Origin of the sequence: Microvirga soli (assembly GCF_016734765.1) — a bacterium.
GTDB lineage: Bacteria > Pseudomonadota > Alphaproteobacteria > Rhizobiales > Beijerinckiaceae > Microvirga > Microvirga soli.
In genome coordinates, this window is the sequence record NZ_JAERQE010000018.1 from 49,912 (window position 1) to 73,570 (window position 23,659).

General features: G+C 64.8%; 21 protein-coding genes. 3 read left to right on the plus strand and 18 right to left on the minus strand.

The window, feature by feature from the left end; genetic code table 11:
* Positions 1 to 90: 90 nt before the first annotated feature.
* On the plus strand, positions 91 to 1,773 hold the full coding sequence (locus tag JKL45_RS16195) for an adenylate/guanylate cyclase domain-containing protein (RefSeq protein ID WP_201862620.1): 1,683 nt from the start codon (positions 91 to 93) through the stop codon (positions 1,771 to 1,773).
* Positions 1,774 to 1,842: 69 nt separating this feature from the next.
* Complete coding sequence (locus JKL45_RS16200) at positions 1,843 to 2,691, plus strand: AraC family transcriptional regulator (RefSeq protein ID WP_201862621.1); 849 nt, start codon at positions 1,843 to 1,845, stop codon at positions 2,689 to 2,691.
* A gap of 73 nt (positions 2,692 to 2,764) precedes the next feature.
* Here the strand turns inward: JKL45_RS16200 and pnp are convergent, their stop codons facing one another.
* Both pnp and rpsO read right to left on the minus strand, forming a co-directional pair.
* Positions 2,765 to 4,939 carry a polyribonucleotide nucleotidyltransferase gene (gene pnp / locus JKL45_RS16205; RefSeq protein ID WP_201862622.1) on the minus strand — a complete coding sequence of 725 codons (2,175 nt, stop codon included), beginning with the start codon at positions 4,937 to 4,939 and terminating at the stop codon, positions 2,765 to 2,767.
* Between the two features lie 222 nt (positions 4,940 to 5,161).
* On the minus strand, positions 5,162 to 5,431 hold the full coding sequence (gene rpsO / locus JKL45_RS16210; protein ID WP_036349523.1) for a 30S ribosomal protein S15: 270 nt from the start codon (positions 5,429 to 5,431) through the stop codon (positions 5,162 to 5,164).
* A 296-nt stretch (positions 5,432 to 5,727) separates the two neighbouring features.
* Between rpsO and JKL45_RS16215 the strand changes: the two genes are divergently transcribed.
* Positions 5,728 to 6,270, plus strand: a complete 543-nt coding sequence (locus tag JKL45_RS16215) for a ferritin-like domain-containing protein (protein ID WP_201862623.1) — start codon at positions 5,728 to 5,730, stop codon at positions 6,268 to 6,270.
* 116 nt (positions 6,271 to 6,386) lie between these two features.
* On the opposite strand, the gene truB is transcribed toward JKL45_RS16215, so the two are convergent.
* The 16 genes from truB to JKL45_RS16295 form a co-directional block, all read right to left on the minus strand.
* Positions 6,387 to 7,307 (minus strand): tRNA pseudouridine(55) synthase TruB, encoded by a 921-nt coding sequence (gene truB / locus JKL45_RS16220; RefSeq protein ID WP_201862624.1) that lies wholly within the window; start codon positions 7,305 to 7,307, stop codon positions 6,387 to 6,389.
* Positions 7,304 to 7,741, minus strand: coding sequence for a 30S ribosome-binding factor RbfA (gene rbfA / locus JKL45_RS16225; protein WP_201862625.1), 438 nt, complete (start codon positions 7,739 to 7,741; stop codon positions 7,304 to 7,306). The genes truB and rbfA overlap by 4 nt, the downstream gene beginning before the upstream one ends.
* Before the next feature lie 153 nt (positions 7,742 to 7,894).
* Complete coding sequence (gene infB / locus JKL45_RS16230) at positions 7,895 to 10,783, minus strand: translation initiation factor IF-2 (protein ID WP_201862626.1); 2,889 nt, start codon at positions 10,781 to 10,783, stop codon at positions 7,895 to 7,897.
* Positions 10,780 to 11,451 (minus strand): RNA-binding protein, encoded by a 672-nt coding sequence (locus JKL45_RS16235; protein WP_201862627.1) that lies wholly within the window; start codon positions 11,449 to 11,451, stop codon positions 10,780 to 10,782. The genes infB and JKL45_RS16235 overlap by 4 nt, the downstream gene beginning before the upstream one ends.
* A 28-nt stretch (positions 11,452 to 11,479) precedes the next feature.
* Positions 11,480 to 13,099 (minus strand): transcription termination factor NusA, encoded by a 1,620-nt coding sequence (gene nusA, locus JKL45_RS16240; protein ID WP_201862628.1) that lies wholly within the window; start codon positions 13,097 to 13,099, stop codon positions 11,480 to 11,482.
* Positions 13,100 to 13,111: 12 nt separating this feature from the next.
* On the minus strand, positions 13,112 to 13,741 hold the full coding sequence (gene rimP / locus JKL45_RS16245; protein WP_201862629.1) for a ribosome maturation factor RimP: 630 nt from the start codon (positions 13,739 to 13,741) through the stop codon (positions 13,112 to 13,114).
* Positions 13,742 to 13,988: 247 nt separating this feature from the next.
* Positions 13,989 to 14,672, minus strand: coding sequence for a tRNA (guanine(46)-N(7))-methyltransferase TrmB (gene trmB / locus JKL45_RS16250; protein ID WP_201862630.1), 684 nt, complete (start codon positions 14,670 to 14,672; stop codon positions 13,989 to 13,991).
* Positions 14,673 to 14,824: 152 nt separating this feature from the next.
* Positions 14,825 to 16,003 (minus strand): methionine adenosyltransferase, encoded by a 1,179-nt coding sequence (gene metK / locus JKL45_RS16255; protein WP_201862631.1) that lies wholly within the window; start codon positions 16,001 to 16,003, stop codon positions 14,825 to 14,827.
* Positions 16,004 to 16,109: 106 nt separating this feature from the next.
* A complete protein-coding gene (locus JKL45_RS16260; RefSeq protein WP_201862632.1) occupies positions 16,110 to 16,523 on the minus strand; it encodes a helix-turn-helix domain-containing protein in 414 nt (137 codons plus the stop codon).
* A gap of 50 nt (positions 16,524 to 16,573) precedes the next feature.
* Complete coding sequence (gene lnt, locus JKL45_RS16265; RefSeq protein ID WP_201862633.1) at positions 16,574 to 18,172, minus strand: apolipoprotein N-acyltransferase; 1,599 nt, start codon at positions 18,170 to 18,172, stop codon at positions 16,574 to 16,576.
* A complete protein-coding gene (locus tag JKL45_RS16270; protein WP_201862634.1) occupies positions 18,169 to 19,203 on the minus strand; it encodes a hemolysin family protein in 1,035 nt (344 codons plus the stop codon). The genes lnt and JKL45_RS16270 overlap by 4 nt, the downstream gene beginning before the upstream one ends.
* Before the next feature lie 20 nt (positions 19,204 to 19,223).
* Positions 19,224 to 19,700, minus strand: a complete 477-nt coding sequence (gene ybeY / locus JKL45_RS16275; protein WP_376771043.1) for an rRNA maturation RNase YbeY — start codon at positions 19,698 to 19,700, stop codon at positions 19,224 to 19,226.
* Complete coding sequence (locus JKL45_RS16280; RefSeq protein ID WP_201862635.1) at positions 19,697 to 20,794, minus strand: PhoH family protein; 1,098 nt, start codon at positions 20,792 to 20,794, stop codon at positions 19,697 to 19,699. Before JKL45_RS16280 ends, ybeY begins: the two co-directional genes overlap by 4 nt.
* Positions 20,795 to 20,863: 69 nt before the next feature.
* Positions 20,864 to 22,222, minus strand: coding sequence for a tRNA (N6-isopentenyl adenosine(37)-C2)-methylthiotransferase MiaB (gene miaB, locus JKL45_RS16285; protein WP_201862636.1), 1,359 nt, complete (start codon positions 22,220 to 22,222; stop codon positions 20,864 to 20,866).
* Between the two features lie 386 nt (positions 22,223 to 22,608).
* A complete protein-coding gene (locus JKL45_RS16290; protein WP_201862637.1) occupies positions 22,609 to 23,292 on the minus strand; it encodes a glutathione S-transferase family protein in 684 nt (227 codons plus the stop codon).
* 17 nt (positions 23,293 to 23,309) lie between these two features.
* Complete coding sequence (locus JKL45_RS16295; protein ID WP_201862638.1) at positions 23,310 to 23,480, minus strand: DUF1127 domain-containing protein; 171 nt, start codon at positions 23,478 to 23,480, stop codon at positions 23,310 to 23,312.
* Positions 23,481 to 23,659 lie beyond the last annotated feature (179 nt).

Below are 23,659 nucleotides of genomic sequence, written 5' to 3' on the forward strand. Positions count from 1 at the left end.
GGGAAGGTGATTTGACATTGGCCCGTGCGGCTGCACCTCCATAGCTTGAGCCAAACCCCTGAGAGCAGGATCGAAACCGGTCGCCCGCCCATGAAGCAAACCGAGACAAGACCTGCTGCCGAGGCGGCATTAGTCGGCTCCCGCCCTCCCTGGCGGGAGATCCGCCTCGTCTCGGGCCTCGTGCTTGCAACCTTTCTCCTCACCCATTTCGGCAATCACGCCCTGGGCCTCGTCTCCATCGACGCGATGGAAGCGGGCCGCGCCTGGTTCAACCGCTTGTGGCGCAATCCGGTCGGCACAATTCTCCTCTACGGCTCCCTGCTCCTGCACTTCCTGCTCGCCCTGCAGGCCCTCTACCGCCGCCGCACCCTGCGTATGCCTGTCCGCGAGGCGGCACAGCTGACCTTGGGCCTAAGCCTGCCTTTTCTCCTGATCGGGCATGTGACGGGAACCCGCATCGAATGGGCCCTGACCGGCCATGATTCCGGCTATCCCGAAGTGGTCAGGAGCATTTGGCTGCTGAGCCCGGAGATCGGCGCGCGTCAGGCAATCGCGCTCATCATCGCGTGGCTGCACGGCTGTCTCGGCATCTATTTCTGGCTGCGGCCGAAACCCTGGTTTCCGGCCTACGCGCTGCTGCTCTACACGGGAGCCATTCTGGTTCCCATTCTGGCCTTGCTCGGCTTTGCGGAAGCGGGCCGGGAGATCGCCGAGGCGCCGGCGCGGTTTGCCCTGCGGGCACCACCCGCGTCCGATCTCCTGCCCCTGGTCGGCCCGAGCTTGTATGCCTTCTTCGGCGGCCTTCTGGCCCTGACGATTGCCGGCCGCATATTGCGCAGCGCCAATCTGTGGTCGCGCCGGGTCCGCATTCGCTACCCCAGCGATCAGGTCGTGACCGTGCCGGCCGGGTTCAGCGTGCTGGAGGCCAGCCGCACGGCCGGGATCCCGCACATTTCGGTCTGCGGCGGGCGCGGCCGCTGCTCCACATGCCGGGTGAGGGTGATCGACGGCCTGCAGGACCAGCCGGCGCCAACGGCCCAGGAGCGCGGGACACTGGCGCGCATCAAGGCGGGCCCCAATGTGAGGCTCGCCTGCCAGTTCAGGCCGGTCGGCGAGATCGCCGTCGTGCCGATCCTGTCCACCGGGCGCAACGGCGTGACCGCCCTGGTGCGCGGCGGCCGAGCCCAGGGGCAGGAGAGGGAGGTCGCGGTGCTGTTCTGCGACCTGCGCGGCTTCACGAGCCTCACCGAGAAGCGCCTGCCCTTCGACACGGTGTTCATCCTCAACCGCTATTTCGAGGCGGTGGGCGAGGCGGTGGAGGATGCAGGCGGCTATATCGACAAGTTCATCGGCGACGGGGTTCTGGCTCTCTTCGGCCTGCACACGACGCCTCAGGAAGCAGCCCGTCAGGCGCTCGATGCGGCGCTCAGGATCAAGGCGGGGCTCGCCCGCCTCAACGAGGATTACGCCAGCGAGTTCGAGCATCCCTTGCGCATCGCCATGAGCCTTCATGCGGGCCCGGCCATCGTGGGCCAGATGGGCTATGGCCAGGCCACCAGCCTCACAGCGGTGGGCGACACCATCAACGCGGCAAGCCGCCTGGAGGGGCTCGCCAAGGAGCTCGACGTGGAGCTGGTGATCTCCGAGGACCTCGCCACCCGGGCTGGTCTCGACCTCTCCGACCGCAACCGCCAGATCGTCACCATCCGCGGCCGCGCGGCGCCGTTGGGCAGCTGGATCATTCCGGAGGCCGGGAGCCTGGTGCGGTCGTAAAGAATCGCAGGATTTGTCAAAGGCACTCCGCTTAAGGTTGGATCAACAGCCGAAAGACGGATGCCCACGATGGAACAAGCCACCGCAGAGACCTACGCCAGCCGCCTCACGCGGGTCTCCTCCTACATCCACGATCATCTGGACGAGGAACTCAGCCTCGATGTGCTGGCCGGGATCGCGTGCCTGTCGCCCTATCACTGGCATCGCATCTACCACGCCCATTTCGGCGAGACCGTTGCGGCCACCGTCCGGCGTCTGAGGTTGCAGCGGGCCGCTGCCCATCTGGCCCATACCAGCATGCCAATCACAAAAGTGGCGGAACGGGCTGGGTACGACAGTCAAGCCTCGTTCACCCGCGCCTTCAGCGCCGCCTTCGGGCTCCCTCCCGCCACCTACCGCGAGGTCGGCAGCCACTCCGTCTTCAAGGCCCCCACTCACCAAGGAGTTCTCACCATGTATGACGTTGGCATTGATACCATTTCGCCGAAGACCCTGATCGCTGTTGACCATCGCGGTCCCTACATGAACATCGGCAAGAGCTTCGATCTGCTGTTCACGACGTTGGCGCAACGGGGCCTCATTCGGCCGGACCTGCCAATGGTTGGAGTCTATCTCGACGATCCGACGAGCGTTCCCGAGGACGAACTGAGATCGAAGGCCTGTGTTGCCGTCAATGAACCCGTGACGGTCGATGCGCCTCTCGTCAGCACGCAGGTTCGGGGCGGCGATCATGCTGTTCTGAAATATAAAGGGCCCTACGGCGACATGCATGCAGCCTATAGCTGGCTCTATGGTCAGTGGCTCCCCTCGTCCGGGCGGGAGGCCGCCGATGCGCCTGTCTTCGAAGACTATCTCAACAGCCCGCGCGATACGCCTCCCACTGAGTTGCGGACCGACATCTATCTTCCACTGAAGTAAAGTCTTTCATGGAGCCAAAGAAAAAGGCGCGGTTCAAAACCGCGCCTTTTGTTATTCGTCAGGCTTACCGATCTTACTCGCCGGCAGCCTTCTGCTGGTCGCGCTGGGCGCGCTCGGCGTCGCGTTCGGCCTTGAGCTGCTCGGTGATGTCTTCGCCAGTCTCCTGGTTGACCACCTTCATGGAGAGACGGACCTTGCCGCGCTCGTCCATGCCGAGGAACTTCACCTTCACCTTGTCGCCTTCCTTGACCACATCGGTGACCTTGCCGACGCGGTTCTTGGCGAGCTCCGAGATGTGCACGAGGCCGTCGCGGGAACCGAAGAAGTTCACGAAGGCGCCGAACTCCATCACCTTCACGACCGTGCCCTCGTAGATCGTGTTGATCTCGGGCTCGGCCACGATGGAGCGGATCCAGTTGTAGGCCGCCTTGATCGACTTGCCGTCAGCCGACGCGATCTTGATGAGGCCGTCGTCGTTGATGTCGATCTTCGCGCCGGTCTTCTCCACGATCTCGCGGATGACCTTGCCGCCCGAACCGATGACTTCGCGGATCTTGTCGACCGGGATCTGCATGGTCTCGATGCGCGGAGCGTGCTCGCCGAGTTCGGCGCGCGGTGCGGTCAGAGCCTTGTTCATCTCGGCAAGGATGTGCGTGCGGCCGGCCTGAGCCTGGTCCAGGGCCACGCGCATGATCTCTTCCGTGATGCCGGCGATCTTGATGTCCATCTGGAGCGAGGTGATGCCCTGCTCCGTACCGGCCACCTTGAAGTCCATGTCGCCGAGGTGATCCTCGTCGCCGAGAATGTCGGACAGGACTGCATAGCGCTCACCCTCGAGGATGAGGCCCATGGCGATGCCCGCCACCGGACGGCGAAGGGGCACGCCCGCATCCATCAGAGCGAGCGAAGCGCCGCAGACGGAGGCCATGGACGAGGAGCCGTTCGACTCGGTGATCTCGCTGACGACGCGGATCGTATAGGGGAAGTCGTGAGCGGCCGGCAGCATCGGGTGGATGGCGCGCCAGGCAAGCTTGCCGTGGCCGATTTCGCGGCGGCCGGGCGAGCCCATGCGGCCCGTCTCACCGACGGAGTAGGGCGGGAAGTTGTAGTGCAGCAGGAAGGTTTCCTTGCGGGTGCCCTCCAACTGGTCGATGAACTGCTCGTCCTCTCCGGTGCCGAGCGTGGCAACCACGAGAGCCTGTGTCTCGCCGCGGGTGAACACGGCCGAGCCGTGGGTGCGGGGCAGAACGCCGACTTCGGAAACGATCTGGCGAACGGTCTTGAGATCGCGGCCGTCGATGCGCGAGCCGGTGTCGAGGATGTTCCAGCGCACGACCTTGGCCTGCACTTCCTTGAAGGCCGCCTTGACCTTCTCGGGCTCGAACTTCGGCTCACCGTCGGCAGGCAGAAGCTCGGCCATCACCTTCGCCTTCACGGCGTCGACGGCGGTGTAGCGGTCCTGCTTCTTGGTGATCTTGTAGGCTTCGCGCAGTTCGGACTCGGCGATGGCGAGAACGGCCTGCTCGACCTCGGACATATCGGCCGGCTGGTAGTCGCGCGGCTCCTTGGCGGCCTTCTCGGCGAGGCGGATGATGGCCTCGATCACCGGCTGGAAGTGCTTGTGGCCGAACATCACGGCGCCGAGCATCACGTCTTCCGCCAGTTCCTTCGCCTCGGACTCGACCATGAGCACGGCGTCGGCCGTGCCGGCGACCACGAGGTCAAGCGAGGTCTGGTCCATTTCCTGCAGCGGCGGGTTCAGCTTGTACTGACCGCCGATATAGCCGACGCGGGCCGCGCCCACGGGGCCCATGAAGGGAACGCCCGAGAGGGTGAGAGCGGCGGACGCCGCCACCATGCCGACGATGTCAGGATCGTTCTCGAGATCGTGCGAGAGCACGGTCACGACAACCTGGGTGTCGTTCTTGTAGCCCTCGACGAAGAGGGGGCGGATCGGGCGGTCGATGAGGCGGGAGACCAGGGTCTCCTTCTCGGTCGGACGGCCTTCGCGCTTGAAATAGCCGCCCGGGATGCGGCCGGCGGCGTAGGTGCGCTCCTGGTAGTTCACCGTGAGCGGGAAGAAATCGAAACCGGGCTTCGGCTCCTTGGCCGACACGACGGTGGCGAGAACGGTGGTCTCACCGTAGGTGGCGACGACGGCGCCGTCGGCCTGGCGGGCCATCTTGCCCGTCTCGAGCACGAGCTTACGGCCGGCCCAGATCAGTTCTTCGCGTTGAGTATCGAACATGCTTTTTCGTCTTTCATGACAGCAGGAGCGGGGGCTCGATGCCATGAGCAAGACGGCAAGAGACTTGCGAGATACGGCTTAAGGCCGCGCCATCAAGTCCCTTGCGATCCTGCCATGGTCATCGCGTCAACCGCCTCCTCAGAGGACACCGGGACCTCGTGGTCTGAACCGGTGTAGAAACCGTCCGGAGCCGGGCTCCGGACGGAAGTCTTTTGAAGAAGCTTAGCGGCGGATGCCGAGCTTCTCGATCAGCGTGCGGTAGCGGCTCTCGTCCTTCTTCTTCAGATAGTCGAGAAGCGAACGGCGCGACGACACCATCTTCAGGAGGCCACGACGGGAGTGGTTGTCCTTGTTGTGGCTCTTGAAGTGACCGGTCAGGTTGTTGATCCGCTCGGTCAGAATAGCGACCTGCACCTCGGGGGAGCCGGTATCGCCAGCCTTCTGGGCGAATTCCTTTACAAGCGCGTTCTTGCGCTCAGCCGTAATCGACATCGTGTGTCCTTTCAGGTTGGTTTTATAAGGAGACCTTGGCCTTCAGGGCTTCGGGTCCGGGGCATCCGGAAGGGCCGGGCCGGGATGTCGTCCAGCGCGGTCCGAACTCGGACGCGTCTTTCGGGGCATGACCCTCGAAAAGATGGCGCACCATACACGAAATGCCGTGAAGTGCCAGAGAAATCGTTTTTCCCAAGCGGAGCAATAAGATGCGCCGATTCGGCTATTCCTGGCGGAACAAGTTTTCCAGGTCACGGTTGGTGAACAGGACACCCCCAAGATAGGAAATCAGCATCATGACTGCCACGACTGGCATGGCCGACCTTACGTCATCTGAAGACATTCGGAACATCTTCATCACCGGCCTCGAAAACGCCCACGCCCTTGAGAAGCAGGCTATTCAGCTCATGGAGCGGCAGGTCGAGCGGTTCGAGAATTATCCGGAAATGTCGGACCTTCTGCGCCGGCACATCGTGGAAACCGAAGGCCAGATCCGCCGCCTCGACGAGGCCCTGCACAGCTTCGGTGCCGATCGCTCGATCCTGAAGGATATGGCCACCCAGTTCATGGCCAATCTGGCGGCGGCCGGCCACATGCCGATGGCCGACGAGGTTCTGAAGAACACCTTCGCCAATCACGCCTTCGAGAATTTCGAGATTGCGTCCTACAAGTCCCTGATCGCCATGGCTGAAGCCTCTGGAAACCAGAAGTTCATTCCGGCTCTTCAGGAGAGCCTGCGTGAAGAGGAAAAGACCGCCCAGGCGGTTTACGACATGATCGTGCCGATCACCCAGAAGTTCCTGTCGCGCTCGGCGCAGGGGCTGAAGGCCGACCGGTAAAGTCCGATGCGGTCATCCCGGATGGCGCAAGCCGATCCGGGATCGTGGGACGAGACTGGCACTGTATTCGTAAAACGATCCCGGGTTCCGCTGACGCGGCCCCGGGATAACGCATGTCAGACACCCAGGTTGAACACCCGGTGCGGCACGAGTTCGCCGCGTTCCACGTCGCCCACGGCGATGAGCACGCCGTTGCAGGTGGCGTAGACCTTCCCCGACAGGGGCGCCTCGCGCCCGCGCAGGATGATGGACTGGCCGCGCATCAGGCGCCCGGCCATGTCGCGGCTCACCGCGATCGACGGGATCTCGCTGAGCGCCGTTTCCACGGGCCGCAGGGCCGCCGGGTCGGTGGCGACATCATCCACGGTCACAGCATCGTGCTCCGTGAAGGGGCCGACGCGGGTGCGCCTGAGCGCCGCGATGTGGCCCAGGCAGCCGAGGGTCCGGCCCAGATCGCGGGCGATGGCCCGCACATAGGTGCCCTTGCCGCAATCAGCCTCGATGATCGAGCGGTTGCCGTCGTGATGCACGAGCGCAAGCCGGTCGATCTCCACGGTGCGCGCCTGCAGCTCCACCACCTCGCCGTCGCGGGCAAGGTCATAGGCGCGCTCGCCGGCGATCTTGATGGCGGAAAAGCGCGGCGGCACCTGCTGCACCTGACCGGTGAAGCGGGGCAGAAGCGCCTCGATGTCGGCTGGATCGGGCAGCCTGTCGGTCCGCTCGACGATTTCGCCCTCGGTGTCGTCCGTATTCGTTTCCGCACCCCAGGCCACGGTGAACACGTAGGATTTGCGCCCGTCCATGACGAAGGGCACGGTCTTGGTGGCCTCGCCCAGCGCGATCGGCAGGATGCCTGAAGCGAGCGGATCGAGGGTGCCGGCGTGCCCGGCCTTCTTGGCCGAGAGGCCGCGCTTGACCACCGCGACCGCATGGGTCGAGGTCATGCCGACGCCCTTGTCGAGGATGATCCAGCCATTGACGTCGCGCTTCTTCGGTCGGTCCCCGTGGGGCCTCCGCTGCGGGCGTTCTTCGCTCATGAACCCTGCTCGTCGTTCTCGTCGTCGGACACGGCGGGGCCGGCCCTGCCCGTATCGCGGGCCACCCGCTCGGTGCGCAGGAGCGCGTCGATGCGGGCCGCCTCGTCGAAGCTCTCGTCGCGGCGGAAGCGCAGGTCGGGGGCGAATTTCAGGTTCACCCGGCGGGCTACCTCCTGGCGCAGGTGCTTCTTGTTTTTCTCGAGCGCTTTCAGCACCGCGTCCTCATCCTTGCCGCCCAGCGGCATGATGTAGGCGGTGGCGAGCTTGAGATCCGGCGACATGCGCACTTCGGGAATCGTGATGACATTCCGCGTCAGCACGTCATCCTGAAGATCGCCGCGGGAGAGAACTTCTGCGAGCGCATGGCGAATAAGCTCGGCCACGCGCTGCTGGCGCTGGGAGGGTCCAGTGGTTTGTTCGAAACGTTTGGCCATTGTTGAATCTCCGGGGTTGGACCGGACCATTGCGAGAGAGGTGGCCGGATCAACCGACCTTTCGCGAGGGTAAACTTGCGTGCCTCAAAGCGAGATCACCGGGACAAGCCCGGTGATGACGCAATGTTCAGGGACTAAAAGGAGCGAAGCGGCTTACAGCGACCGCTTCACCTCTTCCACGCGGTAGCACTCGATCTGGTCGCCGACGCGCATGTCCTGGTAGTTCTCGAAGGACATACCGCATTCCTGACCCGAGGTGACCTCGCGGGCATCGTCCTTGAAGCGCTTGAGCTGCGAGAGCCTGCCTTCGTGGATGACCACGTTGTCGCGGATCAGGCGGACATGAGCGCCGCGCTGGACCACGCCGTCGAGGACGCGGCAGCCGGCGATCTTGCCGACCTTGGACACGTTGAACACCTCGAGGATCTGCGCCTCGCCGAGCCGCTCCTCGCGGAGTGTCGGAGCGAGCAGACCGGACATAGCCGCCTTCACGTCATCCACGAGGTCGTAGATGATGTTGTAGTAGCGGATCTCGATGCCGGCACGCTCGGCCGCCTCGCGCGCTTCCTTGTGGGCACGCACGTTGAAGGCCAAGATGATGGCGTTCGAGGCTTCCGCCAGGGTGACGTCCGATTCCGAGATGCCGCCAACACCGGCCTGGATGATGCGGGCGGAAACTTCCTCGTTGCCGACCTTCTCGAGAGCGCCCACGATGGCTTCCGCCGAGCCCTGCACGTCGGCCCTGACCACGAGCGGGAATTCCTTGCGGCCCGCTCCGGCCTTGAGGTCTTGCATCATGTCGGCCAGCGTGCGACCGGCCGAGCCCATGCGGGCCGCCTGACGCTCGCGCTTCTGGCGGGTACGGTACTCGGTGACCTCGCGGGCGCGGGCCTCGGACTCGACCACCGCAACGCGGTCGCCGGCCTCAGGCGTGCCGTTGAAGCCCAGCACCTCGACCGGGACGGAGGGACCAGCCTCCTTCACGTTGGCGCCGAGATCGTTGATCAGGGCACGCACGCGGCCCCATTCGGCGCCGGCCACGACGATGTCGCCGGTGCGGAGCGTTCCGCGCTGCACGAGCACGGTCGCCACGGGACCGCGGCCGCGATCGAGCTTCGCCTCGATGACGGTGCCTTCCGCCGAGCGCTCGGTATTGGCCTTGAGATCGAGGATTTCAGCCTGGAGCTGAAGACCTTCGAGCAGGGTCTCGAGGCCGTCGCCGGTTTTGGCCGAGACCTCGAATTCGAGGGTCTCTCCGCCCATCGACTCGACGACGATGGAGTGCTGCAACAGCTCAGTGCGCACCCGCTGCGGGTTCGCGTTCGGCTTGTCGATCTTGTTGATCGCCACGATCAGGGGCACGCTGGCGGCTTGCGCGTGGTTGATCGCCTCGATGGTCTGCGGCATGACGCCGTCGTCAGCCGCCACCACCAGCACGACGATGTCCGTCACCTTGGCGCCGCGGGCACGCATGGCCGTGAAGGCCGCGTGGCCTGGCGTATCGATGAAGGTGATCTTGCCGCCGAGCGGCGAGGTCACCTGATAGGCGCCGATATGCTGGGTGATGCCGCCGGCTTCGCCGGACACCACGTTGGTCTTGCGGATCGCGTCGAGCAGCGAGGTCTTGCCGTGGTCTACGTGGCCCATGATGGTCACGACCGGCGGACGGGTGACGAGGTTGTCATCCACGTCCGGGGTGTCGAACAGGCCTTCCTCGACGTCGGATTCCGCGACGCGCTTCACCGTGTGGCCGAGCTCTTCCGCGATCAGCTGGGCTGAGTCGGAATCGATCACGTCGGTGATCTTGTGCATCTGGCCTTGCTTCATCAGCATCTTGATCACGTCCACGGCGCGTTCCGACATGCGGTTCGCCAGTTCCTGGATCGTGATCGTCTCGGGAATGATCACCTCGCGGGCGATCTTTTCCTTCTGCTCCACCTGGCGGTGGCCCATGAGACGCTGATTGCGGCGACGGAAGGCGGCGAGCGAGCGTGTCCGCTCGTCTTCGCCCGAGGTCGCGTTCGCGAGCGTCAGACGACCGCGGCGCTTCTCCTCGCCGGGAGCCGTCTTGGGGGTCTTGGGCAGGGCTGCGGGCTTGGCCGGGACGCCGGGACGCCGGATGGTGCGTGCACCCTCCTCGTCATCCGCCACGGCAGCGCGGGCTGCGACGGGAGGAGCCGAACGGACATTCGGCTTCGCGGTTTCCGGATCGGGCGCAACGGGTGCGGCCGGACGGGCCATGTGGTTCAGGCTCGGCGGACGGCCACCCATGGTGCCGCCACCGCTGCGCGGGCCACCGAAACCACCCGGACGGGGACCGTCCTGACGCGGGCCGGAGGGACGCGGGCCATCGAAACGGCCGGCTGGACGAGGTCCATCCTGGCGAGGCCGGTCAGAGCGCGGAGCATCGGAGCGCGGGGCCGGTCCACGCCCGGCCGGAGCCGTTGCGGATGCCTGACGCGGGGCTTCCTCCCCGAGACGGCGGCGAGCTTCGTCCTCGGCGCGGCGCTTGCGCTCCTCATCCTGGCGACGGCGATCGTCTTCCTCGCGCTTGCGGGCTTCGGCGGCTTCGCGCTCCTGGGCCTCGGCGGCTTCGCGCTCGGAGCGGCGTGCTGCCTCCTCGGCCTGTCTCTTGCGGTCTTCCTCGTCACGGCGGCGCGCGTCGACGAGCGCGTTCATGCGCGCATCGCGCTCCTGCTCGGAGAGCGTCTGCAGCACCATGCCGCCGGACCGGGGCGTATTGGGAGTGGACCGCGGCGGGCGGGCGCCCTGGGCGGGCGCGGCCGGCTTCGGGGTCGGAGCCGGTGCGGCAGGCTTGGGCGCAGGAACGGGGGCCGCTGCCTGTTGCGGCGCGGGCCTGTCTTCCTTGCCCCCGGTGGGGCCAACGGCAGGGCGACGCTTCACCGTCTCGACCACAACCGACTTGGACCGGCCATGGGAGAAGCTTTGGCGCACCACGCCCTGTTCGACGGGGCGCTTCAGAGAAAGCGTCTTGGACGACACATGAAGAGTCTTGTCGCCCTGGTTTTTCGTATCGGTCATTCCGCCTCAGTTCCTGCGGGTTTCATAGTCGTGGGTTCGCCGGTCTCGTTTCCGAGGCCAGTTTGATCGGCGTCGATGCCGCGAAAGACGCGGTACCGATGCCAGCGGTTCAGAAAGCCGTCGCTCCCAGCGCCCGCGACGAGGGCAGCATGTATCACATTTGACCGGCCTAATGCCAAATCCAATTCGTCGTTCGACAGTTCTTGGATGACCGGAAAGCTAGATATTGCCTCGCCGAAGCGTTTTCGCAACTGGTTTGCCAATTTTCTTCGCCCATCTTCGGCCGCTTCTGCGGCATGAATAAGGGCAACGATGGGCTTATCCGTGATGGTCGACTCGACCTTATGGAAGCCGGTGATCACGGATCCGGCCTTGTTGGCGAGAGCCAGGCCCTGCCGGAGATCGTCCCGGAGAAGACGCTCGATATCCTGGCCTAAGGTCTCCGGAACCTTGGCCTCGGCCTTGAAGGCGCGGGCGAAGAGGCGACGTTTGGCCGCCTCTTCCACCATGCTGGCGCGGGCCGTGACCCAGACGCCGCGGCCCGGCAGCTTCTGTCTGAGATCGGGCACGACCTGGTGGTCGGGCCCGAGGACAAAGCGGATTAGTCCCGCGGGGCCTTTCGCCTCGCGGGTGACGATGCAGGTGCGCTCCGGTTCATGCCGCGGCACGAATGCTGACCTCGCTTTGCCATTGCCGTCAGGACGGCTGAGCTTCGGTCTCGGCCTCTTCGGCCGATCCCTCAGTCTCAACTGTCTCTTCCGGCTGCTCGATCCAGCCCGCCTTCACGCGGGCGGCCATGATCATGTTCTCGGCATCCGCACGGGATACCTCGAAGCCGTCGAGGGCACCCTTGTAGCGGGTGGCCTCGGGGCCGCGGCCTTCCGTCCAGCCGACGAGATCGTCGGTGGCGCAGCCGGCCAAATCCTCGACATTCTTGATGTCGTTCTCGCCGAGAGCCACCATCATGGCGCTGGTGACGCCGTCGATCTCCTTCAGGTCGTCGGAGACGCCCAGTTCCTGGCGGCGGGCGTCGTTCTCGGCCTCGATGCGGGCGAGATATTCCTGCGCCCGGCTCTGGATCTCGGCGGCCGTGTCCTCGTCGAAGCCCTCGATGGCGGCCACTTCGCTGGCATCCACATAGGCGATTTCCTCGACGGAGCGGAAGCCTTCGGAGGCCAGGAGCTGGCCCACGACCTCGTCCACGTCGAGCGCGTTCATGAAGAGTTCGGTGCGCTCGGCGAATTCCTTCTGGCGGCGCTCGGATTCCTCAGCCTCGGTCAGGATGTCGATGTCCCAGCCGGTGAGCTGCGAGGCCAGACGCACGTTCTGGCCGCGGCGGCCGATGGCGAGCGACAGCTGGTCGTCGGGCACCACCACCTCGATGCGGTCGGCTTCCTCGTCGAGCACCACCTTGACCACCTCGGCCGGCTGGAGCGCGTTGACGATGAAGGTCGCCTGGTCGGGAGACCACGGAATGATGTCGATCTTCTCGCCCTGGAGCTCGCCCACCACCGCCTGAACGCGGGAGCCGCGCATGCCCACGCAGGCGCCGACCGGGTCGATGGAGCTGTCGCGCGAGATCACGGCGATCTTGGCGCGCGAGCCCGGATCGCGGGCCACGGCCTGGACCGTAACGATGCCGTCATAGATCTCCGGCACTTCGGACGCGAAGAGCTTTGACATGAACTGCGGATGGGTGCGGGACAGGAAGATCTGCGGGCCGCGCGCTTCGCGGCGCACGTCGAAGAGATAGGCGCGGATGCGGTCGCCCGGGCGGAAGGTCTCGCGCGGGATCAGCTCGTCGCGGCGGATGATCGCCTCGCCGCGGCCGAGATCGACGATCACGTTGCCGTACTCGACGCGCTTGACCGCGCCGTTCACGATCTCGCCGATCCGGTCCTTGTATTCCTGGTACTGGCGGTCGCGCTCGGCGTCGCGCACCTTCTGGACGATCACCTGCTTGGCCGACTGGGCGGCGATGCGGCCGAAATCGAAGGGCGGCAGGGTGTCGGCGATCACGTCGCCCACCTGGGCCGCCGGGTTGTGGCGGGTGCGGGCCTCGGACTGGGTGATCTCGCGGGAGTCGTTCTCCACCGCGCCGTCCTCGACCACGAGGAGATGCCGCGACAGGCGCAGCTCGCCGGTCTTGGAATTGATCTCGGCATGGATGTCGGTCTCGGCCCCGTAGCGGGACCGAGCCGCCTTGGCGATGGCGTCCGCCATGGCGTCGAGGACGATCTGCTTGTCGATCACCTTCTCGCGGGCGACCGCATCGGCAATCTGCAAGAGTTCAAGCCTGTTGGCACTGATAGCCATCGAGGGCGCTCCTTAGTTCGGTTTCGTCTGATCGGAGGGGTCCTGCGCCTCATCGGGCGCTTCGACCATATCCGTGTCTTCATCAAGATCGTCCGTGGTCGGCGCGGTTCCGCGGCGCAGCGATTCACGGATGAGGTCATCGGTCAGAACGAGGTGAGCCTCGCCCAGATCCGTCAGGGGCAGACGCGCGATGGGGTCGAGGCCCTCCTTCACGTCAGGCAACTCGACAACGAGCTTCCCGTTCTCGACGCCCCGGAGAAAACCCCGGAAACGCTTGCGGCCTTCGAGCGGCACGGCCATCTCGATTTTCGCGTCATAGCCGGTCCAGCGCGCGAAATCGCTCTCGCGCACGAGCGGCCGGTCGATCCCCGGGGAGGAGATCTCGAGGTAATAGGCGGTGTCGATGGGATCTTCGAGATCGAGCACCGGCGAAATCGCCCGGCTCACCGTCTCGCAATCGCTCACTGACATGGTGCCGTCCGGCCTCTCGGCCATGATCTGCACCGTGCATCCGTTCTGGCCGGTGACCCGCACCCGCACGAGGTTGAAGCCCAGATCCTCGATCACGGGCTCGACGATCGCCGCCACTCGGGCGGCCACGCCGTTTTCGGTAATCAGCCGCTTGTCGCGTTCGTTTGTCATGGCTCTCCGCACGCTCCGGCATTCAGGCAATAAAAAAGAGCGGACCCGGCGGGGCCCACTCTTGACCAGCAGCTTAACGCTGCAACCAGAGCTGACATCGGCTTTATAGCGATTCAAGCCCAAAAAAGCAAGGGTCCTGCATAAGAGCTGTCGGATCGCGCCATTCGCCGGCTCAGGTCACTTACGGGAAGTTACCTCGGGAGTCATGTCGTGAGGCCGCCACGTCTCGGCGTTCTGCGGCCCGATGTCAGACCCGCACGAAGGTCAGATAGCTCGGCACACGGCCTTCGCGGATGGCTTTGGCCTCGTAGCGGGTGCCCGGCCAGCCCTCATAAGGAACTCGCCAATCATCGGCCCGGGTGGCAGTCCAGCGGAAATGCCGGGAGCGCAGGGTTCGTGCGAGCACCCAGCCGATATAATCGTCGATGTCGCTGGCAAAGCGCAGCTCAGCCCCCGGCTTCATCACGCGGGCGAGCATCTCGAGGGTCTCTTCGGAAACCAGGCGGCGCTTGCGCTGCCGGCGCTTCGGCCAGGGGTCCGGGTAAAGGATGTAGACCCGGTCGAAGGCGGCGTCGGGCAAGGTCGGCAGCAGATCGGTGACGTCATCGTCCCAGACCCGGACGTTGTCGAGATTCTCCTGCTCGATCACGGCCAGAAGCTTGGCCATGCCATTCACGAAGGGCTCGCAGCCGACGATGTTGACGTCACGATGAGCACGGGCCTGCGCTGCAAGGTGTTCGCCGCCGCCGAAGCCGATCTCGAGCCAGGTTTCCCGCGCCTGAGGGCTCGAGAACTGGCCTGGAATGTCGCGGCCCGGGACCACACGGATCGCGGGCAGCAGAGTCTGGACGAGCTCGTCCTGTCCCGCGCGAAGCTTCTTGCCTTTCCGGCGCCCGAAGAAGGCGCCGGCGCGTTCCGAGGCTTCGCTCATAGGACAAATGCTCCTGCAGACGGCACGATATGATTCATGGACTCGGCGTATTTAGGCCGGCTGATGCAGTTAGAGCCGATTCTCCTCACGGGGAACCGGCTCTTTTCAGTGGGTTTGTGCGGCCGAGCTGCTCTCGGCCTGCGGAATGGCCGTTAGCGGAACGCCGCCTTCAGGCGATCGGCGAGATCCGTGCGCTCCCAGGAGAAGCCGCCATCGGCATCCGGCTTGCGGCCGAAATGGCCATAGGCCGAGGTGCGGGCATAGATCGGCCGGTTGAGGCCAAGATGGGTGCGGATGCCGCGGGGCGAGAGGTCCATGGCGTCCATGAGCACGGCCTCGAGCTTGCCCTCGTCCACATGGCCGGTGTCGTGCAGGTCCACGTAGATCGACAGGGGCTTGGCCACGCCGATCGCATAGGAGAGCTGCAGGGTGCAGCGGTCGGCAAGGCCGGCCGCCACCACGTTCTTGGCCAGGTACCGGGCGGCGTAGGCGGCCGAACGGTCCACCTTGGTCGGGTCCTTGCCGGAGAAGGCGCCGCCGCCGTGGGGAGCCGCACCGCCATAGGTGTCGACGATGATCTTGCGGCCGGTAAGACCGCAATCGCCGTCGGGACCGCCGATCACGAACTTGCCCGTGGGGTTCACGTGCCAGATGGTATCGTTCGAGATCCAGCCTTCGGGCAGGGTCTGGCGGATATGGGGCTCGACGATCCTGCGCACGTCCTCGGAGGAGAGGCTCTCGTCGAGGTGCTGGGTGGAGAGAACGATCTGGGTGGCCGAGACGGGCCGGCCGTTCTCGTAGCGCACCGTGACCTGGCTCTTGGCATCCGGGCCGAGCTTGGCGGCATCGCCCACCTTGCCTTTGCGGGCAGCGGTCAGGTTCTCAAGGATCTTGTGGGCGTAGTAGATCGGCGCCGGCATCAGCTCGGGCGTCTCGTTACAGGCATAACCGAACATGATGCCCTGGTCGCCCGCGCCTTCGTCCTTGTTGCCGGAGGCATCGACGCCCTGAGCAATGTGGGCCGACTGGGCGTGCAGGTAGACCTCGACCTCAGCGTTCTTCCAGTGGAAGCCGTCCTGCTCGTAGCCGATGTCCTTGATGGCGTCCCGGGCGAGCTCGATCACTGTGTCCTTGGTGATCGAATCAGGACCGCGCACCTCGCCGGCGATGACGACGCGATTGGTGGTGGCGAGCGTCTCGCAGGCTACCCGGGCCTCCGGCTCGGCGGCCAGGTAGGCATCGACGATGGCATCGGAAATCCGGTCGCAGACCTTGTCCGGATGCCCCTCGGACACCGACTCACTGGTGAAAAGATAGCTCGAACGCCGCACGACGGAATTCCTTCAGGCAATGGAAAAGGGAAGCCCGCGAGTTCCCCGCGGGTCTCAAACCATGCTCATGCCGCAGGCTCAAGGAAAGGTCAAGCGAACGCGTTCTTTATGCCGAACGTTCCGCTACGTCCTGAGCAGCCAGGGAGACGACGAGCTGGACGATGCTTTTACGCACCTTGGGGTTGCTGATCCCGGTGAAATGCCGAACGAGCTGCAGGCCTTCCGGGGTCGACATCATGTCGGCCACATAGGCGGGCGGGTTCTCTTCCGCAAAGCCAGGGGTGGATGTGGTGCTCGTGACCCCATCGAGGAAGAAGTGAATGTCGACGCCGAGGATCTTGGCGATCTCGATGAGGCGGGCGACGCTGATCCGGTTCATGCCCTTTTCGTATTTCTGAACCTGCTGGAAGGTCAGCCCGAGCATGTCGCCAAGCTTCTCCTGGCTCATGCCGATGGACACACGGCGCATGCGCACGCGGCTTCCGACTTCCTTATCGATAGAGCCTGTCGACTTCTTCATAGGGCCCCACTTCCTTCCCAAGGATTATGTATCGTAAGGTCATGGTTTGCTTAGAGAAAAGTTCTTTGATGCCCACGACGTACAATCAAGGTCATAAAGCAGATCAGAAGCGTGGCCGTCAAAGAAAACCTACCCCAATGATCATAAAGAGTGGCCGGTTCCGCAACTGGAAGAGAGGAGTCAATTACATGTTCAACTCCCAGTGGAATCTGCGCCACGACGCGGCCAAAAGGATCGATCACAGCCGAGATACCTGTATTGGCAGCCCGCACCAGCGGCAGGCCTTCCTCGACCGCTCGAAGCCGCGCCTGCGCGAAATGCTGGTAGGGGCCGGGAGTTCGTCCAAACCAGGCATCGTTGGTCACATTCAGGATGAGATTGGGACGCGGGCCGTCGCCAAGGATCTGCCCGGGAAAGATCGCCTCGTAGCAGATCGTCGCAGCGACCGGTGGCAAGCCCGGAATCGCGAGCGTCATGCGTCTTTCGGCAGGCTCGAACCCGCCCGGAATGTGCACGAACTGGCGCAGGCCAATAGCCCGGATCAGGGCATCCAGGGCCCGGGGCACATACTCGCCGAAGGGCACCAGATGCACCTTGTCGTAGGAGCCGAGGATCGTGCCCCGGTCGTCGATGACCTGGATGGCGTTGTAGAACTTGCCGACTGCCTCACCGGGCAGCGGCTCGTCCATGCGGGCCGCCCCCGTGATCAGAACGGAGCCGAGCTCCAGAAGGGCCCCGATCTGAGCCAATGAGGCGGGATCGCGATGGAGCAGGAAGGGAAAGGCCGATTCCGGCCATATGATATGCGTCGGAGCCGATCCATCTTGCGTCGGTCGCGCGCTCAAGGTCAGGTAATGCCGCATGATGGCGTCGCGGTTGTGCGGGTTGAACTTGGCGTCCTGGGCTAAGTTCGGCTGCATGATGCGCAGGCGCACGTCGGGAACCGTGGCGGACGCCTCCGTCGGCACCCGCCAGAAGCCGAAAGCAGCAAGACCGAAGAGCGTTGCCGCCGCCAAGGCCGGGGCCGTCCAGCGGGCACGGACAGTCTGTCCCGTCGGCAGGACAGCCGGAGCAGCCCCGATGCAGAGGCTCAGGAAGGTCAGGCCGTAAAGCCCGACCAGGGAGGCGGATTGCACCAGCCAGAGGTTCTGGCCGAGCGCCATGCCGGGGCTGTTCCAGGGAAAGCCGGTGAAGAGATGCCCGCGCAACCACTCGGCCACGGTAAGGCCGAACGCAAAGGCAAGGATACGCCAGGCGTCGGGAAGCCAGAGCAGGCGGGCGAGCGCGAAGCCGAAGGCCGAGAAGAAGGCCAGTAGCGCCGGCAGGCCCAAAACTCCGAAGGGCATGGCCCAGGCGAACTGGTCGGCCTCCACGAGGAAGGCCGCGCCGAGCCACCACAGGCCAGCAACGAAATAGCCGAAGCCCCAGAACCAACCAAGAAATGCCGCAGCCTTGAACGGAGCCCAGCGGGACGGGCCCTGCCCCATGGTCCCATCGAGAAGCCAGATCGCAGGGACGAGGGACAGGGCGAGCGCCGGCAGAAATCCGAAGGGCGGCATGGCGAGGGCACCGACAGCCCCGGCCGCGAAGGCCGTGAGCCATCGGCGCCAGCCTCGCAGGAGGCTGGTGCGCTTCGCCAGCAGGATCATTCGGCGGCAGCGCTTTCAGGACGCGCGGCGACCGGTTGGCCTTCCGTGATTTCCACCTCCGTGGAGGCGACAGCCCGGCGATGGATGCGCAGCCGCTTCACACGCCGTGGATCGGCATCCAGAACCTCGAATTCGAGGCCAGCCGGGCCCACGATCACCTCGCTGCGGGACGGTACGCGGCCCGCCAGCGTCACGATGAAGCCGCCGATCGTGTCGATGTCCTCGGCGCCCTCTTCCTCAGTGAGGTCGACGCCGAGCGTCTCCTTCACCTCGTCGAGGCTCGCACGGGCATCGGCGATGTAGGTGCCATCGCCCGCCTCCACGATAGTCAGCGTCGCATCTTCGTCGTGCTCGTCCTCGATGTCGCCCACCACCATCTCGACGAGATCCTCGATGGACACGAGCCCGTCGGTTCCACCGTACTCGTCGATCACCAGGGCCATGTGGGTGCGCGTCGCCTGCATCCGCACCAAGAGGTCGATGGCCGGCATGGAGCGTGGCACGAAGAGCACCGGGCGCAGGATATTGGCGGAGGCGAGCGTCATCGACAGGTCGATCTGGCCGAGGCTCGGGGGAGGGGTCTCGTCACCTGCACCCGCTTCCGAGGCGCCGCCATCGGCCCTCATGGCGATGAAGTCGAGGAAGTCCCGGATGTGAACCATGCCCTTGGGGTCGTCCAGGGTCTCGCCATAGACGGGCAGGCGCGAATGGCCGGCGGTGCGGAAGAGGTTCAGGAGCTCGCCGAGATTGGTCTCGGATGCCACCGCCACGATGTCGGCGCGGGGCACCATCACGTCCTCCACCCGGATCCGGTGGAAGGAGAGCACGTTCTTGAGCATCGCCCGCTCCTGGGGCGAGAAGTCCGTGTCTGCAACGGTTTCCGCGAGAACATCCTCCAGATCGTGGCGGATGGATTCGCGGGGTTTCAGGCCGAGACGGGTCAAAACCCGGTCGTACCAGTGGTCGCGTGTGTCGTCTGTCTCGGGAAGGGTTCGGACAGGGCGTTCGCTACGACTTCGATCTTCGTTCATTGCCGTGGGTTGTCAGCGCTTCAAGCTGCCATATCGCGATAGGGATTGGCGATGCCAAGGGTGGCGAGCGCCTTGACTTCGAGACCTTCCATGATCTCCGCCTCCGCCTCGACCTCGTGGTCATAGCCGAGAAGATGCAGAACACCATGAACGATCAAATGGGCGAAATGATGCGCAAGCTCCTTGGATTCCTCCTCGGATTCGCGCACCAGCGTTTCGTACGCTAGAGCAATATCGCCCAAATGGCGAGGGCCGCCTAAGCCCGGCTGCTCCGGCGCCGGGAAGGACAGCACGTTGGTGGGCTTGTCCTTGTTCCGCCAGGTGCGGTTCAGCTCCTGGATCTGCGCATCGTCGGTGAGCATGACGCTCGCCTCGAAATCCCCGTCCGACTCGTAGGTGACGGCGAGCGCGGCTTGCGCCGCCTTCTGAGCCAGAGCCTCTGCGTCTTCGAGGCGGCTCCAGTCGCCCGCCTCGATCATGGTGTCGAGGGTGATCACGGCCTGCGGTCCCGGTAATCCTGGCGCGGCGGCTCCGGCGGCGCTTCGCGGGCAGCCTTGTCGTAGGCGGTCACGATGCGGCGCACGAGGTCGTGGCGCACCACGTCCACTTCCTTGAAGGTCACCCGGGTGATGCCTTCCACCCCGTCGAGAATCCGCACGGCCTCGACAAGACCCGATTTCTGGCCGGGTGGCAGGTCGATCTGCGAGGGGTCGCCAGTGATGATCATGCGCGAGCCCTCGCCGAGGCGGGTCAGGAACATCTTCATCTGCATCGTGGTGGTGTTCTGGGCTTCATCCAGCAGCACCAGGGCATTGGTCAGCGTGCGCCCGCGCATGAAGGCGAGCGGCGCGATCTCGATCATGCCAGTCTGCAGGCCCCGGTCCACGTGGCGCGCTTCCATGAAGTCGTAGAGCGCGTCGTAGATCGGGCGCAGATAGGGATCGACCTTCTCGCGCATGTCGCCGGGCAGGAAGCCGAGGCGCTCGCCCGCTTCCACGGCAGGCCGCGAGATGATCAGGCGGTCCACCTGCCCAGCTTCGAGCAGGGAGACCGCATAGCCCACCGCGAGCCAGGTCTTGCCGGTGCCGGCCGGGCCCTCGGCGAAGACGAGTTCGTTGGTTTTCAGCGCCTTGATATAGGTGTTTTGCGCGGCGTTGCGGGCGCGCACCGCCCCGCGCCGGCGCGTGGAGATCTGGTCGAAGGCGGTGAGCCCCGCTGCCGGCTGCTCTTCGGCGGCCGGGAAGAGGCTGCCCTGGAGGGTGCTCTCCTCGATGGCGCCGTCCACGTCACCCGTTCCGAGGGCTCTGCCCTGGCGGGCGCGCTCGTAGAGGCCTTCCAGCACGCGCCGGGCCATCTCGGAGGCTTCCGGCGTGCCTTTCACGGTGACCCGGTTGCCGTTGGCAATGGCGGTCACGTTGAGACGGCGCTCCAGGTGGGCGAGGTTCTGATCGTATTGTCCGAAAACGAGGCTGGCGAGGCGGTTGTCCTCGAACGTGAGGATGATTTCGGCCTCTTCGACGACGCCGGGGTGCAGGCCGCCGGGGTTACGTCCCTTTTGTGCACGTGCGGTCGCGTTGTCCGCTGGGCTCAAATGCCTCTCCTCTGATGATCCGCTGCCGGTTTGGCGACGGACGAATATGGGGCCTCATAAGGCAATAGACTAGGCGGCAGCCTGACTGCCCGGTCCGATCCATTCCCCGAACAGGCTGTTCGAGCCTGCTCGCATGATCCGCACCGTCACGATCTCGCCGACCGCGTGGCGGTCGCTCTCGAACTGCACCGGCTGCAGGTAGGGCGACTTGCCGGCCATCTGGCCCGGGTGACGACCCGGCTTCTCCAAGAGAACGTCGAGACTCCGCCCGACGGTTCCGTGGTTGAAAGCCTGCCGCTGCATTTCGAGAAGATTTTGCAGCCGTGCCAGACGCTCGGCCTTCACGGCCTCGGAGACCTGAGTTGCGATATCGGCCGCGGGCGTGCCGGGGCGGGGGCTGTATTTGAACGAGAACGAGCTGGCGAAGCCTACATCGGCCACGAGCCGCATGGTGTCTTCGAACTCCGCATCCGTCTCGCCGGGAAAGCCCACGATGAAATCGGACGAGAGCGCCAGATCGGGCTGGGCCGTGCGGATGCGCTCGATCAGGCGGCGGTACTCGTCGCCCGTATGCCGGCGGTTCATGGCGTCGAGAATGCGGTCGGAGCCGGACTGCACGGGCAGGTGCAGGTAGGGCATGACGTCAGGCAGATCGCGATGGGCGGCGATCAGCTCGTCGTCCATATCGCGCGGGTGACTCGTCATGTAGCGAAGCCGTGCGATGCCGGGGATCTCAGCCAGGCGATGCAGCAACCGGCCGAGGGACCAGACGGAGCCGTCAGGCCCCTCGCCGTGATAGGCGTTCACGTTCTGGCCGATGAGCGTCAGCTCGCGCACGCCCGCATCGGCGAGGCGCAGGGCCTCGTCCAGGATCTTGGCCACAGGACGCGAGACCTCGGCGCCGCGGGTATAGGGCACCACGCAGAAGGTGCAGAACTTGTCGCAGCCTTCCTGGATGGTGAGAAACGCCGACACGCCCCGATTGCGGATCGCCGCTTTCGACGGCTTGGGCAGGTGGTCGAACTTGTCCTCGATAGGGAATTCCGTGTCGACCACGCGCTCGGTGCGCGGCTTCTTCAAGAGGCTCGGCAGGTTGTGATAATTTTGGGGGCCCACCACCACGTCGACGGCGGGCGCACGGCGCAGGATCTCCTTGCCTTCAGCCTGGGCGACGCAGCCGGCGACCACGACCTTCGTCTCGTAGCCTGCCGCCTCGCGCTCTTCCTTGAGCTCGCGCACGCGGCCGAGCTCGGAATAGACCTTCTCGGCGGCCTTCTCGCGGATGTGGCAGGTGTTGAGGATGACGAGATCCGCCTCCTCCATGGCCTTGGTTTCGCTATAGCCCTCGGACGTCAGCATGTCGGCCATGCGCTCGGCGTCATAGACGTTCATCTGGCAGCCATAGGATTTGACGAAGACTTTTTTCACGAGGTCGGCCTGTCGGATTAAAAATCGAGCGCCCTTTTAAGCCTTTTCATCACGCAAGAGAATAGCGGCCGTTTGGCTCAAGGATCTATTCGTATGGCATCATCCCGGACGAAGCATAAGCGAAGATCCGGGATCGCGAGCAGAATAAGATGCCGGAGCCTCGACATTGTCATTCCCGCGAAGGCGGGAATCCATACCCGCCGACAGTGCAGGATAGGGCGATGCGATGTTCGAATCGCCTTACACGAATAGACTTGTGTTTATGGATTTCCACGCCTGCGGCGCGGCCCTTCGGGTCGGGCTCCGCTGCGCGGCCTCGGACTGACGGTGCTGGACTGGTTTGAGCGATCCCGGATCGGCTGCGCCGTCCGGGATGACGAGACTGGTCAATCCCGGAACGCGCCCTCAACCGGCGCCGACAATTCCGCGTCTGCTGCGAGGATTTCCGAAACGACCTTCGCGAAGGCCGGGCGCGCGCTGAGCCGATCGTACCAACCGGCTAGGCTCTCATGGCCTCTCAAGGAGGGCCCACCCAGGCGCCGCGTCCAGAACACCGTCATGAACACGGCGATGTCCGCCGCCGAAAATGTGCCGCAGAGATAATCCCGGCCCTGGAGCTGCCGGTCGAGGGTGGCGAAATGGCCAGCCAACGCAGGCTCGGCCTCGCGGGCCTTCAGCTCCTTGGCCTCCCAGCGCTCCAGATCGTCCGGCTTCGGCTCGGTCCGGTGCATGAGGAAGCGCAAAGGCGCCAGCATGATCTCATCGGCGAAGACGTCGAGCAGGCGGCAGCGGGCGCGCTCGCGCGAATCGCCAGGGTAGAGCGCCGACTCAGGGTAAGCGTCTTCCAGATACTCGATGATCACGGTCGAATCGTAGAGGGACAGATCCTCGTCGACGAAAACCGGGACCTGTCCCTTGGGATTGATGGCCAGCACGTCCGGGTGCTTGGGGGCATAGCCCTTCGTCTGGCTGAAGGCGACGCCGATGCGCTCGAAGGCGAGCCCCTTCTCGTAAAGGGCAATCTCGACCTTGCGCGAGAAGAGGCTGACGGGGCCGGAATAGAGCTTCATCGGAGGCTTTCAGAAGGTTAGCGGCTGATCGACGGCGGGAGGTGATCCTGCCAGGAGGCCTCATTCAAGCCCTCCACGTCGGCCCGCGACAACCCGATATCATGCAATGCATGGTCGTCGAGCGCGTAAAGGGTCTTCAAGGTCCTGCGGCGGTCAAGCCAGGCCTCATAGCGCAAAAGCAGGTTCATGAGCGTGCTCCCATGGTTGCGGTGAGTGGTATGAAACCCAAGATTTGCTGTGGCATATCCGGTCGCCATGACGGTTCTCCTTCAATGGCATTTCTCTGGAGATGAATGTGCTCCCGTGGTAGGTTGCAAGCAAACGAGAAGTTCTTGCGTCTTGCCCAAGCAGAACTTGGGCAGAGCAC